The sequence below is a fragment of the Polyangium sp. 6x1 genome (assembly GCF_029946515.1).
Classification (GTDB): Bacteria; Myxococcota_A; Polyangia; order Polyangiales; family Polyangiaceae; genus Polyangium.
The window spans coordinates 39063-55500 of sequence record NZ_JARZHH010000072.1; the positions used below are offsets into that span (position 1 = coordinate 39063).

Consider the following 16438-nt stretch of genomic DNA (forward strand, 5'->3'; position numbering starts at 1 on the left):
GCTCAGAGCCCGAGCTGCACCTGGATACCGGCAATGCCTACTTGCAAGGCCGTGAGCTTGCTCTCGACCGTGACCGTCGAGTCGTTGAGGGTCGCGTGCATGGTCTGGAGCGACGCATTGAGCTCCTTCAGCGCGATCTCTTTCTTGTCCGGGATCCGGATCTCCTCGTGGTGCTTGCCAATCGTCCACTCGTGGCTCCACCCGATCGTGAGGCCGACGCGCGCGCCGAGCGTGAACTCGCCCGTGATGCCGACGATGCTGATGTTGCCCTTCGCGCCGATGATCTCCGTATCGAGCTGCGCCGCGGCGATCGTGAGGCTGCCGAGCGTGCCCGCGATCGTGGTCTCCATCTGCGCGCCGACGGTCGTGAAATCGTTTGCCGTGACGATGTTCGAAACGGAGTTCGACGCGACCGCGTACGTCTCCTCGTGCATCGCAGGCACGGGCCTGTCGATCTTGCCCGTCTTCGAGGTGATGCTGGCGTCGCAATACGTGTACTCGTTGATGTCGCCCGTGACGTCGGTCGTCGAGCTCGTCGTCGTCGCGTACGTCTCCTCGGTGATCGAGGGGATCCGCTTGCTCGGGCTGCCCGTGTAACTCTCGATCTTGGAGGCCCAGGTCTTCTCCAGGATCTCGGGGTTGCCGTAGGGTTTTTCGAGCTGCTCGTGCCACTCCACGGGGTTCTCGGAGCCCACGATGGAGTGCTTGTAGTTGCCATACCAGTGCTCGTAGAAGTCACCGGCGTAATCGCTGGTCTGGCAGAAATTGTTCGTCGTGTTCTCGAGGTGCCAGGTGCCGCGCTTGCCGAACAAGCCGGGCCGGAACTCCACGCGCACGCTGGCGCCGGGCATCGAAGCCGGGCCGAGGTCCTGGAGGTGGCCGCCGGAGAGGTCCCAGCCGCCCGCGCCCCCGGGGTCGTCCTGGCGGCTCATCACGACCATCTTGTAGTTGCCGCGGATGACCTCGACCTTGTCGCCATAGGTGGTCGAGATGCGATTGCCATCCGTGTGGTCCCACCAGCCGCCGCGCGTGAGCAGCGCCGCGCTATGGGCCATGCGGTCTTCCTTGAGGCGCGACTGGTTATCGCGGTCCTTGTCGCCCCACGGCGGGTCACCGATGCGCTGATCGTCGAGGAAAACGCCTCGGTCTTCCTCCTTGTCCTTCCCCGTCGTCTCGTCCTTGACGATGTCGCCGTTCGCGTCCCTGAGCGGGAGGACGCCGACGCCGGTGTTGTCCTCGTAGTTGGGGTGTTTCGTGCGGATCTCGGCCCCGTAAGGCAACGTGGCGGGGCCGCCCTGGCCCCCCGAGACCACGAGCGCCACCCGGGCAAGCTCGTTCGCTCGTTTCGCGGCCGGATCGTTTTCCGGGTGCTCGTGGAAGGCGCCGAGCCGCAAGAACGAGCTCATCGTCTGGCCCTGGCGATCGCCCTTGGGAATCAGCGGCGAGGTATCGTCGTCCGGATCCTCGTGCACCATGATGGCCGGCTTCCCGACCGAATCGATCGCGAAATCGGGCACCGAAATCAGAAGATACTTGCCCTCCGCCGAGACCTCGTCCGCCATGTGCTCGCGCCTCCTGCGGAAGAAACGCTAACAGAGCGCGGAGCCGACTGTAAAGCTATGAAGTCGAAGGGTCAGCTCGACATGCGCTCGCACGCGCGCCGCAGCTCTTCGAGTTTCTCGGCTGACAGATGCAGCGTGATGCGATCTTTACGATCCCCGTCGCGGTATCCGAGCGTGAGGACCGCGATCTTCGCGGCCCCCGCGTCGCCGCGGCTCGAAGCGAGGACCCCGTCGAGCCGCCATTCGATCGATTCGACGACGGCGCCGTGATCGGCGAGCGTATCGCGGAAGGCGCTCACACCGAGGGTCGCGCGTGCCGCATCGTACCGCGAGAGCAAAATCGGCGCGATGACCGCGGCCTCCGGCGAGAGCGGGCCGCCCGCGAGGCCGACGACGTCTTCCTCGAATCGCGAGCGATCGAGGCCCCGCGCGCACGCCTCGCGCACGAGGAAACGCGAGGCTTTGAGCGCGCGGGCGAGATCGTCCCGCGGGGCCTCGAAGGCGCGCGCGAAGGTGTCGAGCGCAGGCTCGATGGAGGCCGGCGGAGGATCCGGCAAGGCCGGGCCGAGCGCGTCCCAGAATCGCGCGCGGGCCCGCTCGGGCAGCCGCGCGAGGGCCTGAAGATCGGCCGCGATCGCCTCCGGCGCGGCGTTGCCGCCGAGGCAATGTAAGGGGAGACTCATCCGTTGCTGCTCTTGATCAACGCGTCCTTCATCTCGATCAGAATGCCCGTCGCCGTCTTGATGCGGTGCGCCGGCGCGGAGCCGGCGGCCACGGGCGAGGGCGTGATCGCGTTCGGCACGGTGTGCAGGATGATGGGCCGGTCCGGATCGCCGTCGATGAAGCCGACGAGGACCTCGGTCCCGGGCTTCAGGGGATGATGATGTCCGTAATTCTGGCCCGAGTGCGGCTGCGCCATACGAATGCGCCGTGAGACGAATTGCCGGTCGCCCGTTTGCGACGTGTCGAACATCATGCGGACGAGGTAACGGCCCTCCTCGTCGATGCGCGCGAAGAGGCTCTCGGTGCCCTCCATTTCATGCGCGATGACGCCGTTGACGACGCCGTGGATCCGGGGCGTCGGCGTGACGCGCGAGGGCCGGAACGGAATGGCGGCCTCGATGGCGCGGAAGGTGTTCGTGTACGGGACTTCTCTCTTGTTGCCGAAGAGCGCCACGGGCTGATGCGCCGTGTGCTCGATTTCGGTGACGAGGAAGGTGACGTCGCCGAGCTTGGGGTGCCCTTCGAGCGTGAACGTCCCTCCCGCGCGGATCCAGCCGAGATCACTCTCCAGGCGGAAGACGCGGTGCGTCGCCTCGGTCTCCTCGGAGCGGATTTTTGCGAGCCGCTGCGCTTCCACGGGCGTCTTGCAATGGGCGCCGTACTCGACGAAGCCCCCGCCGAGCCCGGACGGCGCGTCGGCGCTGCCCGTGGGATCGACGAGCGGTAAACGATAGTTGTAATCGTGCACCACGTGCGCACGAGGCACGAGGCGGGTCGTCGCCTCGATGTGGAAGACGTCGCGGCGCTCGCCGCGCGCCCGGAACGGCGCGAGCTCGTGTCCCTTCGCGATGGGAAAACCCTGGTTGTCGTCCGTGAAGACGATCTTGTCGCGGTCGCCCTCGTGCTCGAAGAAAAACGTGATGCCCTCGTGCTCGGCGAGGCGCGAGACGAACGCGAGGTCGGTCTCCTTGTACTGCACGACGAACTCGCGCTTCGGGTACGTCGCGGTGAGACGCATCTCCACGTCGTCCGCGCCGAGCCCCACGAGCTCGAGTTTCTTCTGGATGATCTCGGGGACCGAGAGCTCCATGAAGATCTCCTGCGTCCGCACGAGCGAGAGGCGCTGGGCGCGCGGGACGAGGAGCAGGTGGTACGAGCGGGTATCGGGCTCGGTGTCGATGCGGTCGTTGATCTCGGCGATCATGCCGTGGACGCGTCGTACGTCCTCACCTGCCACCTCGAATACGAGCGTCGCCGTCGCGCCCTCGACGAGGGCGAGGTCGAGGCCCGGGGGCTTCGTGCTGACGACGCCGAGCGAGAGCGCGAAGGGCTTTCCGAGGGATTCTCGCCCCGAGAGCTCGAAAACCTGCAAATCGTCGCAGGGAAAATCGTCGGACTCGATCCGGATGTGGACGCGGTCGTCGGCCATGGGGAGAGCACACCAAATGGCGGCGTGACCGTCAAGACAAGACGGTGGGGCTTTCCGAATGCCTCTCCCACACGGCGTGGCAGTCGTGTTAGCTTCTCATGCCGCCCCGATCCCGGGGCCTTTCGCGCGGGACGACGTCATGAGCGCCTCAAGAACCAGCAATCTATCGGTCGAGCTCGCCTCGGGCGATGGCTTCGATGTCCGCGAGTTCTCGGTGAGCGAGAAGATCTCGCAGCTCTTCGAGGTGCGCCTCGTCGCCCTCAGCGACAACCCCAACGTCGATTTCGAGGCGATCGTCGGCCAGCCGGCGCGCTTCGTCATGCAAGGCGGGCACGGCGAGGGCGGCGCTCCGCGGGTCTGGACCGGCATCTGCAACGAGCTCGAGCAGCTCGGCGCGGAGGAGACGGGCCTGTCGTCGTACAACATCTCGATCGTGCCCACGCTCTGGCTCGCGACGCAGCGCCGGAACCACCGCATGTTCCAGCAGCTCTCCGAGCCCGACATCGTGGTGAAGATGCTCTCCGAGTGGGGCATCGAGCCCGTGCTCAAGATCGACAAAGGCGCGTACAAGAAGCGCAAGTACCGCGTGCAGTACGCGGAGACCGACTACCAGTTCATCAGCCGCATGCTGGAGGACGCGGGGATCTGCTTCTACTTCGAGCCCTCGGAGGAAGGATCGAAGCTCGTGCTCTCGGACGCGCCGCAGTCGAACGCCGCGCGCAAGTCCATCGCGTTCCGGGACAACCCCACGACGGCCGATCGCGAGCACGTGACTGTGGTGCGCATGGGCCGCAAGGTGCGGCCCGGCAAGTACACGATGCGCGACGTCGATTACCGCAAGCCGCCGACGTACAACCTCGCGGCCACGGCCTCCGGCGCCGAGATTCCGCTGGAAGACAAGCTCGAAAGCTACCACTACACGCCGGGCGCGTTCCTCTTCGGCGCGGACAAGGGCGACGACACACCCTCCGCCGACGACAAAGGCAAGGCCCGCACGGACGAGGCCGAGGGCGCGAAGCTCGCGCAGAAGCGCCTCGAAGCGAAGCGCGGCAGCGGCACGGCGATCTCGTTCCAGACGAACGTGCTCGATCTCGCGCCAGGCGTGGTGACGAGCTTCCTCGATCATCCGCGCGCAGATCTCGCGTCGGACAAGAAGCTGCTCATCACCGAGTCGCACATGTCAGGCACGTCGACAGGCGAATGGACGCATCACTGCGAGGCAAAGAGCACGAAGATCCCGCACCGTCCGAAGGCCGTGATGCAGCGGCCGAAGGTGAACGGCGTGGAGAGCGCGACAGTCGTCGGCCCGGCGGGCGAGGAGATCCACTGCGACGAGTTCGGCCGCGTGCGCGTGCACTTCCACTGGGATCGCGAGTCGAAGATGGACGACAACAGCTCGTGCTGGATCCCGGTGAGCCAGCCCTGGGGCGGCGCGGGGTACGGCGGGATGAACCTGCCGCGCATCGGGCAGGAAGTGCTCGTCGACTTCCTCGGCGGTGATCCGGATCGGCCGGTGATCGTGGGCCGCGTGTTCACGAACCTGCAGAAGGTGCCGTGGAAACTGCCGGACAACAAGACGCAGAGCGGCCTGCGTTCGAACTCGACGGGCGGGAGCGGCGGCTACAACGAGATGATGTTCGAGGACGCGCTCGGCAAGGAGCTCGTCCGTTTCCAGGCCGAACGCGACTACAACAAGCTCGTCAAGAACGACGAGAACACGACCGTCGGCAACGATCGGACGAAGGTCATCCAGCGCAACGAGAACGTCACGATCGGCAACGATCGGTCGAAGACCGTGAAGGCAAACGAGACCATCGCCATCGGCAAGAACCTGATGAAGACGGTTCAAGCAAGCGAGCGCGAGGTCACGGGCGTGAACCGCAGCGTCGTGGTCGGCGTGAACCGCTCGACGCAAGTCGGCGGGATCGACTCGACGATGGTCGGCGGGACGCACTCGGTGCAGATCGCACCCCCAGGCGAGGGCGGCGGCGGGGCAACGACGGCGCACGTGATGCAGCACGACAAGATCACGCTGGGCACGCCAGGCGGCGCGAGCATCACGCTCGAAGGCAACAAGGTGACGATCACCGCAACGACGATCGAGGTCGCAGGCTCGGGCGTCGTGAGCGTGACGTCGTCGGGCGGCGACGTGGTCATCAAGGGCGGCCCGATGGTCAAGATCAACACCTGAACGACGCACGATCCGAACGAGAGGCGGCCCGGACGAACCCGTCCGCGGCCGCCTCGGCGTTTGGAGCCGTCGCGCCGGGGCGCTGCCCCGGGCCCCGCGGGGGCTGTCCGCCCCTCGACCCGGACCAGGGCCAGCCCTGGACCTCTGGGCATCGACTGCGCGAAGCGCAGTCGATGCGGGGAGAGTTTTTAAGCTGTCCGCCCCCTCTTTGCAGGGCCAGCCCTGGACCTTTCGTGGAAGAACTGCGCTGCGCGCAGTTCTTCCAACAGGCCGTTGGTACAGCGTTGCCGGCTGAACCAGCAGCGCTGCTGTCTTGGTGAGCAGGGTCGTCGCTGGTCTTGACCCGGCTGTTCGATGAACTGCGCATCGCGCAGTTCATCGACCCCGAGTCCAGCGCTTGCGCTGGTCCGGGTCCAGGGGTGGACAACCCCTGGTCGGGTCCGGGGTGAAACCCCGGCGCGACGCTGCGTAGCACGCTCTCAGAACTGGATGTTCTTCGGGACCGGCGGCGCCTTCTTCTGCTGCGTCGATCGCACGGGCGTGGGCGCCGTCTTCGCGGTCGTGGTCGTGGTCGTGGTCGGACGCGCCTGCGGCACGACCGTCGCTGCGGTCGTGTACGAGGGCGTCGGCGTGGGCGTCGGCGCGGGCGTCGGCGCGGGATGCGCCTCGGTCTGTGCGGCCGGCACGCCCTCGGGCGCGGCGGGATCGGCGAGGAGCGCGCGCACCACGAAGAACGAGACGAGGAGCGCGATTGCGGCGCCGACGGCCAGGATCACTTTCCAGTTCGGGCCGCCGCGCAGGTTCTTCCAATCGGCTCCGTCGTTCGCGTCGCGCGCGACGCCCGGCACTACGAGGCCCGGCGCGGAAGGCGTGACGGGCGGCGGGATCGGCGGCGCGGCGGCGATCGCTGCGGCGCGCGCGGCGGCCAGACCTGCGACGTCGGCCGGCTGCACCGTGAGCAGGCGCTTCATCTTCGGCGCGAGCCACTCGGACTGGAGAGACAAACCCGAGATGTCCTGCTGGATCCCGCGCTCGAGCGCCCAGCCCGCGAGCGCGACGCCCATGTCGCGCAGCGATTGCCAGCGCGCGGTTCGCTCCTTGGCCAGGCCTCGCTCGATGATCGCCCAGAGCGCGGCGTCACCCGTGCCGAAGGCGTGCGTTGGCATCGGCGTGTTTGCCACGATGGCCGCGATGAGCGCGTTGTAGTTCGGCGCGTCGAACGGGCGGCGGCCGGTGAGCGTCTCGTAGAGCAGGACCGAGTAGGTCCAGACGTCGGTGCGATGATCGATGTCCGCCTCGCCGCGGGCCTGCTCGGGCGACATGTAGTCGGGGCTGCCGAGGACCTCGCCGGCGATCGTGACGTGTCGCTCGACGTCGTCGCGCAGCACGCGCGCGATGCCGAAATCGAGCAGCTTGGGCACGATCTTTCCCGACTCGTCCGTCGTGAGCATGACGTTGTCGGGCTTGAGATCCCGATGGACGATGCCCTTCAAGTGCGCGGCCGCGAGCGCGGCGGCGACGGGCAGGAGCGTCTGCAGCGCGACGCTCGCGTCGAGGCGCTTCTTGCGCGCGAGGATGGCGGAGAGCGACTCGCCCGTGAGCAGCTCCATCACGAGGTACGGATCGCCGACCTCGGTTTGTCCGAAGTCGAAGACGCGCACGATGCCGGGATGGCCGAGCTTCGCGGCGGCGCGCGCCTCCGTGAGCAGGCGGGCGGAGGCCTCCTCGGTGGCGCGATCGCGGCGGATGAGCTTGAGCGCGACGTCGGCGTCGAGGCCGAGGTTCCGCGCGACCCACACGGCGCCCATGCCGCCCTGGCCGAGCACGCGCTGGAGCTGGTACCTGCCGCCGATGACGTCGCCGGGCGCGTAGGCGACGAGGTTCGAGCCGGCTCGATCGGGATCGCCGAATGCGCCTTCGCCTTGCGGGGCGAAGCCCGGCGAGGATCGGCGCTGTGCTTCGAGCATGCTCGGCGTCACGGCGAGCAGGCCCGAGGACGAGCGGCTCCGCGGGTCCTGTCCGGGCGGGACGACCGCGGGCAAACCCGAAGCGGAGCGGCGTAGTGCCTCCGCGCCTTGCGGCGGGACCCCGGGAAAACTCGGCGACGACGAGCGACGGAGCTCCCCGTTCATGCCCGGCGCCATCATGCCCGGCGACGAGCTTCGCCCGCTCGCGATGGCCGCAGGCGAAGGCGGGGGCGGAGGCGCGATGAACGGGAGCGGCGGGGCCGACGTACGGCCCGGGCTCGGCAGAGGCGCGGGGGTCGCGGTGGCGGAGACGGGCGCGAGCGAGGGCGCGGACGCACGCGCAGGCGGTGGCTCCGGGATGGGCGGCGCGGAGAATCCGCCTGCGAGCGTCGCGCCGAGCTCGACGTCCCACTCGGGCTCGGCGGCCGCGGGCACCGGCTCGGCGGGCGCGGGCGTCCCGCTGCTCGCGGGGCGCGGAGGCGCGGCCGGAGCGGCGGGAGCTACCGCCGGGGAGCTGGGCCTGGGAGGTGGGGACATGCGGCCGATCCACGAGCCGACGAACGAGCTCGCGGGGCCAGCGTACACCGGATCGCGTTGGGTGGGCGAGCCCTCGACGAACGGAGTGCTCGTCGAGCGTCGAGGGCGGGATCTCAGTCGGCTCGCTCGGCTTCGATCGCGTGACGGATTCGCTCGCCGAGGGGCGGATCTGCGGCCGTGCGCGCGAGCATCTCGCGCTCGATGCGGAGCATGGAGGCACGCGGAAGGCCGAGCTCGGCCAGGGTGCGCTCGGCGTGACCACGCTCGCTGGCCACGACCAGGCGCGCGTACTCGGCCGGGGTGATGGGGCCTCGCTCTTCTTCGAGGCGCGCGACGTAGGCGGCGTCGAAGGCCTTGAGCAGGCGCGTCTTGCCGCGCTCGGCCTCGGCGCGGATGGCGTCGGCCCAGTGTTTTTCGAGGTCCGTGTAGCGAGCGAGATCGAGCTCCTCGGCTTCCAGGATCTCGGCGCGCTCGTCGCGGCGGCGCGCGATCGACGCCGTGATCTTCGCGCATCGCTCGATGGGGTAGTCGTCGAGCGGCAGCGCGGGCGCGGGCGGGGCTTTGGGGGCCTCCGGCGCGGGCGGATCCGGGGGCAGCGGCTCGGGCGGCGGAGGGAGCGGCGGCGGGGCCGCGCGCGCGGCCATCTCGGCCGTCGCCAGCGGGCCGATCATCGCGGGCGCGTCGACGGTCTCCGGATCGTCCAGGTCGACCGGGGGAGGGACGGGCGCGACGGGCGCGGGCGCGACGAGCGGAGGCGTCCCCAGCGGCGCGAGCCCGAGGCGCGGCACGATGGGCGGCGGCGCGGGCGATTGGATCGGCGGAGGCGCCGCGTGCGGCTGGATCGGCGGAGGCGGCGCGGGCGGCTGGATCGGCGGAGGCGCCGCGGGCGATTGGAACGATGCGGGGGGTGTGGGGGGCAGAGGAAGGCCCACCTCGTGGGCCGACCGGAGCCCCCCACCGTGAGACCCCGGCGCGACGAACGGCAGATCGTGCCGCGACGGAGGCCGCACCCGCGCCGGCTCCGGCGGCACCGGGGGTGGCGCGATCGGCGACAAGAAGGGCAGATCCCGCGCCTGGAAAGGAACGGGCGGGGGAGGAGGCGGTGGCGCGAACGGCAGCGGCGGTGGGGCCGCGGGCGCGGGCGGCGCCTCCGTCCGCGGACGCGCGAACGGGAGCGGATCGGCGGCTGGCGTATCCAGACCGACGAACGTCACCTCGTCGTCGATCTCCGAGCCCATCGGGAACACGCCCGACTCGCGCGGCGGCGGCGCGTGCACCGCGCTCATCATGAAGGGCATGATCGGGTGGGGCCGCGACGGCGCGGATGCCACGCTCGTCACGGAGCCATCGGGATCGTCGGGCGCGATCGCGATCCTGTGGAGATCCGGGGACGCGAGCGCCGCGCGCGCGCTCGCCCAGCCGGGACCCACCATCGTCACCATCACGCGCCCCGCCTCGGCCGGATGCACGAGCGCCGCGCGCCCGCGCCAGACCAGCGTGCAGAGCCCGCGCGTCGTGTCGAACCACAAAGTGTCGGCCGTCAGCGTGATCTCCTCACGGTGACCCGACGCTCGCTCCATCACGACCTCGGGCCGGAGCCCCGGCAGGTTCGTCACGAGGCGCGCGTGCTCGGGGTGCAGACCTTCGAGCACGATCCGTTCGTCGGCGCGGATCTCCGGGATCTCTTGATCGTGCGGCGCGACGTTGAAGTACAGCGGATCGAGCCCCTCCGGCAGCGGCGCCTCGTGCCACTGCGCGAGGGAAAACCGCCCGGCGAGGGGGCCGAGGCGCGCCTCGCGGGAAGGCCAGCTCGCCGCGATCGGCCCGTATCCGATGGGCTCCAGGAGATCCGAAGGGCCCGTCACGTGCCGCCCCGGCGGCTGCACGTTCGGCAGCTTGATCGCGCCGAATGCGTCCCTCTGATCGAGCCGCATGCCCACGGGGTTCGTCGTCCCGGGCCCGCCTGCGGCGCGCTCGTAGCGCAGACGAACACGCGTCACGCGCGGGCCTTCGCGCAGCTCGCCCGTCGGCGTCACGTGCCGATCGCCGAAGACCTCCATCGCCTTGTCGAGCTCGCCCACGCAGAGGCGCGTGTGGATCGATCGCACCGGCACGTCGTTCGGCGCGAACGCGTGGCCGACGAGCACCACGTCGGCGCCGCGCTTGTAGGGCACGAGATCGCAGGGCGAGTACACGCTGCGCCGCGGATCGTCGTCCCAGAAGTTGTCCTCCTCGTTGACGTCCTCCTGCGACTCGTGCAGCACCGAGGTGCCCGGGGTGAGCAGGTACGTCGCTTTGCAGACGACGAGCAGCGCGTGCCTGCGCTCGGCCGTGACGAAGGGCCGCGCGGCGACGCGGAGCGGGCAATACGAGACGATGTCCATGGGGGAAGCGGCGCTCGTCTAGCCGCGGCTGTAGCGCGCGTAGGCGTTCGCCATCTTCGTGTGGTAGTTGTTCGACGCGTAGTCCTCGCCGTTGTAGCCACGCGCGAACGAAGCCCAGTTCTTGTTCCGGATGTGGCGCACGAGGTTGTTGCCGCGGCAGAAGCCGAGGAAGGCGCGCATGTGCTGCGCCTCGGACTCGTACATGTCGTAGACGAACTGCCGGACGCTCTTCCAGCCGACCAGCTCGTGGTTGAAGCCCATCACCTGGAACATGCCCCACGAGGCGCTCTTCACCGCCGCGTCCGGATCGAGCGCGAACGCCTCGCGGATCACGGCCCACTGATCCTTCTTGTAACTCGCGCGCCGTAGCGGGCTCTTGTACGGCGCCGAAAGATGCGGGTGGCTTTTGTCGTAGCGGCCCCCCGTGAGCCGCTTGAAGTGGTGGATCTCGAAGAGGATCTTCGGGCGCTTCTGATCGTCGAAGCCGGTGCGTCCGCCGGACTCGACCTCGGCCACGGCGCGCACCGCGGCGGCCTCGCACTGGAGCTCACGCGCGGCGGCGTCGAAGTCGCCGGAGGCTAGCTTGCGCGCAGGTCCCCGCACGGGCAGCTCCCACGGGCCCGTCGCGGGCGGCGTTCCGAGCGAGCTCCCGCCTTCCGCGGGGGCCTGCGGCTGCTGCGGCTGGGGTTGCTGCGGCTTGGGTTGCTGCGGCTGCGGCTGCGGCGTGCCGCCTCCGTTCGATTGCCCCGGCAGCTTGATCTGCTGGCCCGGCGAGATCTGGTTCGGGTTCTTGAGCTGCGGGTTTGCCCGCATGATCTCGTCGACCGTCGTGCCGTTCCGGTTCGCGATCGCGCCCAGCGTGTCGCCCGAGCGCACGGTGTACGTGCTCGGCGACGCGGGGGACGGGATGGCGCCGCCTCCGCCTCCGCTGCCCGGGAGCTTGATGCTCTGGCCCACGGAGATCGAGTTCGGATTCGTGATCTGCGGATTGGCCGACATGATCGCCTGCACCGTCGTGTTGTTACGGCTGGCGATCGCACCGAGCGTATCCCCGGATTTGACGACGTAGCTCATCGCGACCCTGTTCGTCCGCCGAGGGAGCGCGCTCTCGCACGAGAGGGAAGCCTTCGCCCGGACGTACAAAGACGGATATCACAGCCCCGCGCGCGAACCAACGCCCCCGCGCGATCGAATCGTTCTGAAAAGGACCGGCCGCGGGCACGCGCAGGACGTGCGTGTCCATACCGACGATGCGAGCCCCGGGCTTTGCGCCCGGCGCGCCCCTCACGTCACTGCGGCTTGGCCTGGAAGTCGATCGACACCATCGCGTCCTTCGAGACCTTCTTGCCGAGCGTCGAGAGCTCGTCGGCCGTCTTCTGCAGGATCGCGCCGAGCGTGTCGCGCGGGCGCACGTCGTGCTCCTCGAGGCTCACGGCGATGGGCTTGCCCGACTTCACGAGGACCTTCGCCACCTTGTCGCCCTCCATCACGAACGTGACCTCGAGCGTCGCCTTCTTTTGCACCGTGCGCTCGTTCAGCCGGAAATCGCCGGTCACGTCGAGCGACACCTTGCGCTCGGGGCCCGTGAGGCCCGCGATGCTCTTCGGCCCCGTCGTCTCGATCTTCGAGATCTTGAACTCGATGTAGCGGTGCTTCGCCTTGTCGGCCTCGGCGACGTCCTTGCCGACCCCGAGCCAGTTGCGCGCGTGCTCGTTCTGCAGATCGCTCTTCGTCCGCTCGCCGAACTCCGCCTTCTCGTCGGCGCGCTTCTGCTGGTAGATGACCAGTTTGTCGAGGTCGATCTTCACGAGCCCCGTGGAGCGCGTCACGTCCTCCGGATCGACGAAGAGCTCCCCCGAGAGCGAGCCGTCCGCCTCGCCGAAGATCTTCTCGATGGGCGCGTCCATCGAAAAGCTCACCTTCGTGCCTTGGGCTTCGACCGCGTAGGGTTTGCCTGCGTCGGTCTTCGGCTTGGCGGGGGCGAGCGACGAGGAGACGGGGGCTGCGTTCGGGTTCGGCTCGTCCTTGGAACACCCAGTGACGGCGAGGGCGAGGAACGCGGCGAGCGACAGGAAGTGGTGGAGAGGGAGGCGTGCGCGTGCCATCCGGCCAGCGTACTACGCGCGCGCCTCGGCGTGGAGCGGGCGTTTCACTCGGGATCTTTCATGCCCTTCTCGGGCAGCTCCTCGCGGAGCGCGACGCCGCCGAGGTTCTGGAGGATGGGCGCGTTCTCGCAGGCGAGGTAGCGGGCGATGCCCGTCGTGCTCGTGTTGACGTGGTTGTGCCACGTCCAGACCGGGATGTAGACGGCGTCGCCGGTCTTCCACTCGATCTTCTGATCGTGGACCACCGAGTAGCCCTCGCCTTCGAGGACGTAGAGGATCGTCTCGTAGGTGTGGCGGTGCCGGTTCGACGACTGCCCCGGATCGAGGTGGCCGATCGTCATGCTGATGCACTTCGAGGGCAGATCCACGAAGAAGACCGGGTGCTTGCGCTCCTTCGAGTACGCGTCGCGTTGCCCGTCGCCCTCGACCTGACGGTGGATCAGCTTGTCCGGCATGACGACGCGCGGGCGCGGCGGCGTCTTGTCGAAGTCGGCGGATTGATAAACCTTGTCCTTGGTGTCGGGCTTCGTCGTCATGGTGCCTCCGAGGCGAAAGGCGTGAGCGGCGCGATTGTCGGCCCCGACGACGACGAGCGCAAGCCGCATCGGGAGGAGGCGGCGGGCGCGCCGGCGGTCGTCACGCAAGGGCGTTCGAAGGTACAACGGCCGAGCCCATGACCACGCCCGACCCCGAACGGCTCACGTTCACGACGATCGCCCACGCGACACATCGGTACCTCTCGCCGCTCTCGCCCGAGAAGGCCGCGCGCCTGATCGACGGGCTCGCGCTTCGCGAGGGCGCGGAGGTGCTCGACGTCGGCTGCGGTCGCGCGGGATTCTTGCTCGATCTGGTGGAGCGCTCGCCGGCGACCGGGCTCGGCGTCGATCTCAACGGGGCGTTCCTCGCCGCGGCGCGGGCGGAGGCTTCGCGACGCGGCGTCGAGGCGCGCGTGCGCTTCGTGGATCGACCGCTCCTCGACGTGGTGGGCGACGCGGCGAGGTTCGACGCGATCGTCTGCATGGGATCGAGCCAGGCGATCGGCACGTTCGCCGAGGCGCTTCGCTGGGCCCACGCGCACCTCGCGCCGGGCGGCGTCGCGCTCTTCGCCGACGGCTTCTGGCGGCGTCGCCCCGATCCCGGCTACCTCGAAGCGCTCGGCGGGGCGACCGAGGACGAGATGAACACCCACGCCGGGAACACGCGCCTCGCGCGGGAGGCGGGCTTTTCCGTGCTCTCGACCGCGTGCGCGAGCGACGACGAGTGGGACGCGTACGAGGGCCGTTACTGCGCCGCGATCGAGCGGTACGTCGACGCGAACCCGACCGACCCGGCCGCGCCCGCGATGGCCGCCCGCATCCGCGCCTGGCACGACGCGTACGTGACCTGGGGCCGCGACACCCTGGGGTTCGGCTTCTACACGCTGCTGAAACCTGCCGCGCGCGGGCTGTAACTCACGCCGCGTCGGTCACGGCCCGGAGACGGTCACACACATCCGCCCCGCGGAGCGGCGCTCCGTGCGAGGGCACGAAGAGGACCGGCCGATCCCGGTCGAGCTCGGCGCGCACCCACGCCTTGTACGCGGTCTTGTCTTCGACGAAGAACCGCTTGAAGAAGGGGTTCGTCATGAGCTCGGCCCGGAAGCCGAGCACCCGGAGGAGGAGCCCCAGCGGGCCCCGCGGCAAGTGCTCCTCGTTGACGATGCCGTCCGTCACGAACCAGGCCGCGCCCTCGCTCGTCTTGACCGACACCCACGTCTCGCCCTGCTTCGCCACCGGGGGCGAAAAGACCCGCACGCCGTCGGGCAACGCCGCTTCGAGGAGGGAGAGGTCCTCGATCGGGATGCCGCGGCGCTTGATGCGCAGGAAGGTCTGGGCGCGTGGATGCGCGACGACCTTCGCCTCGGGAAAACGCGCCTTCCAGGCAGGAAGCCCGGCGTGGTGAAAGTGGTTCGGCGCGAGGAGGAAGCGGGGCGTGCCCCAGCGGGAGAGCTGTTCCCACTGCGCCTCGCGGAGGTCGGTACCCGGGCTCACCACGAGGAGCGCGCCACCGCCGAGCCCGACGACCGCCATGCGGACGCGCTGCCGGCCGAACCCGTACGTCGTGCCCGCGAAGGGCAACGCCGCGTCGTAGATCTCCCAGGGATCGCCGGCCGCTTCGACCATGGTCGTGTCCTCGCACACGAGCGGGGCTTTCGCAAAGGGTGGGGAATACGCATACAGTGTTCCGGTTTCACGGCGACGGAGAGGCACACATGCGCTGGCAAAGGGTCGTTCTGGTCGGGGCGCTCCTCAGCGTCGTTCTCGTGGCCGTCGCGTTCCTCACCCTCGGCCGATGGCTCTACGTCGCCCTGGACCCCGGCCCGTTCGATCCGAGCGCCGCGCCGCCCGCGCCGGACTACAAGGAGGACACCTCCTGGGCCGCGCTCCCCACGATGGAGGACGACGCCGACGTCTTCGTGTCGGAGCTCCCCGCCCTCGGGCGCGGGGTCGCAAAGGCCGACGTCTTCTTCGTCCACCCGACGACGGCCGTGGCGAAGCGGTGGAACGCGCCGATCGACGACCCGGAGATCGCGACGGCCACCGCGCGCGGCGCGACGCTCATCCAGGCGAGCGCGTTCAATGCCTGCTGCGCCGTCTATGCGCCGCGGTATCGTCAAGCGAGCGGCAAGGCCTTCGTCGACCCGAGCCCGGACGGCGACCGCGCGAGGGATCTCGCCTACAGCGACGTCGCCGCCGCCTTCGCGGCGTTCCTCGAGCGGCGCGGCGAGGGGCGGCCGTTCCTCCTGGCGTCCCATAGCCAGGGCAGCACGCACGCGGCCCGCCTGCTGCGGGAGAAGATCTGGGGCAAACCCATCGAAAAGCACCTCGTCGCGGCCTATTTGATCGGCGGCCCGATCCACCCCACGACGATCGGCGAGGACATCCCGATCTGCGCGTCCGAGGAGCAATGGGGCTGCGTCGTTGCCTGGAATGCGCGAGGCCCTCGCTACCAGCGCAACGAATACGAGTTCAACGACCCCCCCGCGCCCGGCGCGCGCATCTGCGTCAACCCCCTCACCTGGAAGACCGACGGAGCGGCCGCGCCGGCGTCGCAAAACCAGGGCGCGCTGTTCTTCGACACGGAGTCCCCCGCGGTCCTGCCGGCCTTCGCCGACGCGGCCTGCAAGGAGGACGGGAACCTCTGGATCACGCAGATGGGGAGTTTGCCGGCGCGCGGCGCCGCGAGCAGCATCCTGCTCTGGACGATGGGCCCCGACAACTACCACCCCATCGAGTATCAGCTCTTTTACGTGAACCTGCGGAAGAATGCCGTTCGGCGCGTCGAGGCATTCCTTGCGGCGCACGCTTCGCCTTGAGGCGCCGCGCCGGGGCGCTGCCCCGGGCCCCGCGGGGGCTATCCGCCCCTCGACCCGGACCAGGGCCTGAGCATTGGTCTCATCTCGCGAGCCCATCCTCCCTGAGCACCCGTAGCATCTCTGCTGCGGGTGCCAGTCGTTCGAGCCCGCGGCTGATGGTGACGGAGCCCGGTGGTCCTCCGGAA

At 69.3% G+C, this 16438-nt stretch carries 12 protein-coding genes; 3 read left to right on the forward strand and 9 right to left on the reverse strand.

Annotated features, from left to right (window positions below):
- Positions 1 to 2: 2 nt before the first annotated feature.
- The 3 genes from QHF85_RS41075 to tssI (QHF85_RS41085) all read right to left on the reverse strand — a co-directional run bounded on the left by QHF85_RS41075 (position 3) and on the right by tssI (QHF85_RS41085) (position 3714).
- The gene (locus tag QHF85_RS41075; RefSeq protein ID WP_281332902.1) at positions 3 to 1562 is read right to left on the reverse strand and encodes a hypothetical protein; all 1560 of its coding nucleotides are present in this window, start codon (positions 1560 to 1562) and stop codon (positions 3 to 5) included.
- Positions 1563 to 1633: 71 nt separating this feature from the next.
- Entirely contained in the window at positions 1634 to 2245 is a 612-nt protein-coding gene (locus QHF85_RS41080; protein WP_281332903.1) for a COMM domain-containing protein, read from the reverse strand.
- Positions 2242 to 3714, reverse strand: a complete 1473-nt coding sequence (gene tssI, locus QHF85_RS41085; RefSeq protein WP_281332904.1) for a type VI secretion system tip protein TssI/VgrG — start codon at positions 3712 to 3714, stop codon at positions 2242 to 2244. The genes QHF85_RS41080 and tssI (QHF85_RS41085) overlap by 4 nt, the downstream gene beginning before the upstream one ends.
- Positions 3715 to 3853: 139 nt before the next feature.
- On the opposite strand from tssI (QHF85_RS41085), the gene tssI (QHF85_RS41090) reads away from it, so the two are divergent.
- Complete coding sequence (gene tssI, locus QHF85_RS41090) at positions 3854 to 5905, forward strand: type VI secretion system tip protein TssI/VgrG (RefSeq protein WP_281332905.1); 2052 nt, start codon at positions 3854 to 3856, stop codon at positions 5903 to 5905.
- Positions 5906 to 6384: 479 nt separating this feature from the next.
- Here tssI (QHF85_RS41090) and QHF85_RS41095 read toward each other — a convergent pair whose 3' ends face one another.
- The 5 genes from QHF85_RS41095 to QHF85_RS41115 all read right to left on the reverse strand — a co-directional run bounded on the left by QHF85_RS41095 (position 6385) and on the right by QHF85_RS41115 (position 13434).
- Positions 6385 to 8409 carry a serine/threonine-protein kinase gene (locus tag QHF85_RS41095; protein WP_281332906.1) on the reverse strand — a complete coding sequence of 675 codons (2025 nt, stop codon included), beginning with the start codon at positions 8407 to 8409 and terminating at the stop codon, positions 6385 to 6387.
- A 113-nt stretch (positions 8410 to 8522) separates the two neighbouring features.
- Positions 8523 to 10793, reverse strand: a complete 2271-nt coding sequence (locus tag QHF85_RS41100; RefSeq protein WP_281332907.1) for a DUF2169 domain-containing protein — start codon at positions 10791 to 10793, stop codon at positions 8523 to 8525.
- 18 nt (positions 10794 to 10811) lie between these two features.
- Complete coding sequence (locus tag QHF85_RS41105; protein WP_281332908.1) at positions 10812 to 11867, reverse strand: N-acetylmuramidase domain-containing protein; 1056 nt, start codon at positions 11865 to 11867, stop codon at positions 10812 to 10814.
- Positions 11868 to 12082: 215 nt separating this feature from the next.
- Positions 12083 to 12898, reverse strand: a complete 816-nt coding sequence (locus tag QHF85_RS41110; protein WP_281332909.1) for a YceI family protein — start codon at positions 12896 to 12898, stop codon at positions 12083 to 12085.
- Positions 12899 to 12942: 44 nt separating this feature from the next.
- On the reverse strand, positions 12943 to 13434 hold the full coding sequence (locus tag QHF85_RS41115; protein ID WP_281332910.1) for a cupin domain-containing protein: 492 nt from the start codon (positions 13432 to 13434) through the stop codon (positions 12943 to 12945).
- A 137-nt stretch (positions 13435 to 13571) separates the two neighbouring features.
- Here QHF85_RS41115 and QHF85_RS41120 point away from each other — a divergent pair, with 137 nt between their 5' ends.
- On the forward strand, positions 13572 to 14348 hold the full coding sequence (locus QHF85_RS41120) for a methyltransferase domain-containing protein (protein ID WP_281332911.1): 777 nt from the start codon (positions 13572 to 13574) through the stop codon (positions 14346 to 14348).
- A gap of 1 nt (position 14349) precedes the next feature.
- Here the strand turns inward: QHF85_RS41120 and QHF85_RS41125 are convergent, their stop codons facing one another.
- Entirely contained in the window at positions 14350 to 15060 is a 711-nt protein-coding gene (locus QHF85_RS41125) for a hypothetical protein (RefSeq protein ID WP_281332912.1), read from the reverse strand.
- Positions 15061 to 15149: 89 nt separating this feature from the next.
- On the opposite strand from QHF85_RS41125, the gene QHF85_RS41130 reads away from it, so the two are divergent.
- On the forward strand, positions 15150 to 16253 hold the full coding sequence (locus tag QHF85_RS41130; RefSeq protein WP_281332913.1) for a DUF3089 domain-containing protein: 1104 nt from the start codon (positions 15150 to 15152) through the stop codon (positions 16251 to 16253).
- Positions 16254 to 16438 lie beyond the last annotated feature (185 nt).

What these genes read in the sequence shown, in the direction of transcription:
- QHF85_RS41075 (WP_281332902.1), bottom strand. Translation starts at nt 1,562, where the DNA reads ATGGCGGACGAGGTCTCGGCGGAGGGCAAGTATCTTCTGATTTCGGTG.
- QHF85_RS41080 (WP_281332903.1), bottom strand. Translation starts at nt 2,245, where the DNA reads ATGAGTCTCCCCTTACATTGCCTCGGCGGCAACGCCGCGCCGGAGGCG.
- tssI (WP_281332904.1), bottom strand. Translation starts at nt 3,714, where the DNA reads ATGGCCGACGACCGCGTCCACATCCGGATCGAGTCCGACGATTTTCCC.
- tssI (WP_281332905.1), top strand. Translation starts at nt 3,854, where the DNA reads ATGAGCGCCTCAAGAACCAGCAATCTATCGGTCGAGCTCGCCTCGGGC.
- QHF85_RS41095 (WP_281332906.1), bottom strand. Translation starts at nt 8,409, where the DNA reads ATGTCCCCACCTCCCAGGCCCAGCTCCCCGGCGGTAGCTCCCGCCGCT.
- QHF85_RS41100 (WP_281332907.1), bottom strand. Translation starts at nt 10,793, where the DNA reads ATGGACATCGTCTCGTATTGCCCGCTCCGCGTCGCCGCGCGGCCCTTC.
- QHF85_RS41105 (WP_281332908.1), bottom strand. Translation starts at nt 11,867, where the DNA reads ATGAGCTACGTCGTCAAATCCGGGGATACGCTCGGTGCGATCGCCAGC.
- QHF85_RS41110 (WP_281332909.1), bottom strand. Translation starts at nt 12,898, where the DNA reads ATGGCACGCGCACGCCTCCCTCTCCACCACTTCCTGTCGCTCGCCGCG.
- QHF85_RS41115 (WP_281332910.1), bottom strand. Translation starts at nt 13,434, where the DNA reads ATGACGACGAAGCCCGACACCAAGGACAAGGTTTATCAATCCGCCGAC.
- QHF85_RS41120 (WP_281332911.1), top strand. Translation starts at nt 13,572, where the DNA reads ATGACCACGCCCGACCCCGAACGGCTCACGTTCACGACGATCGCCCAC.
- QHF85_RS41125 (WP_281332912.1), bottom strand. Translation starts at nt 15,060, where the DNA reads ATGGTCGAAGCGGCCGGCGATCCCTGGGAGATCTACGACGCGGCGTTG.
- QHF85_RS41130 (WP_281332913.1), top strand. Translation starts at nt 15,150, where the DNA reads ATGCGCTGGCAAAGGGTCGTTCTGGTCGGGGCGCTCCTCAGCGTCGTT.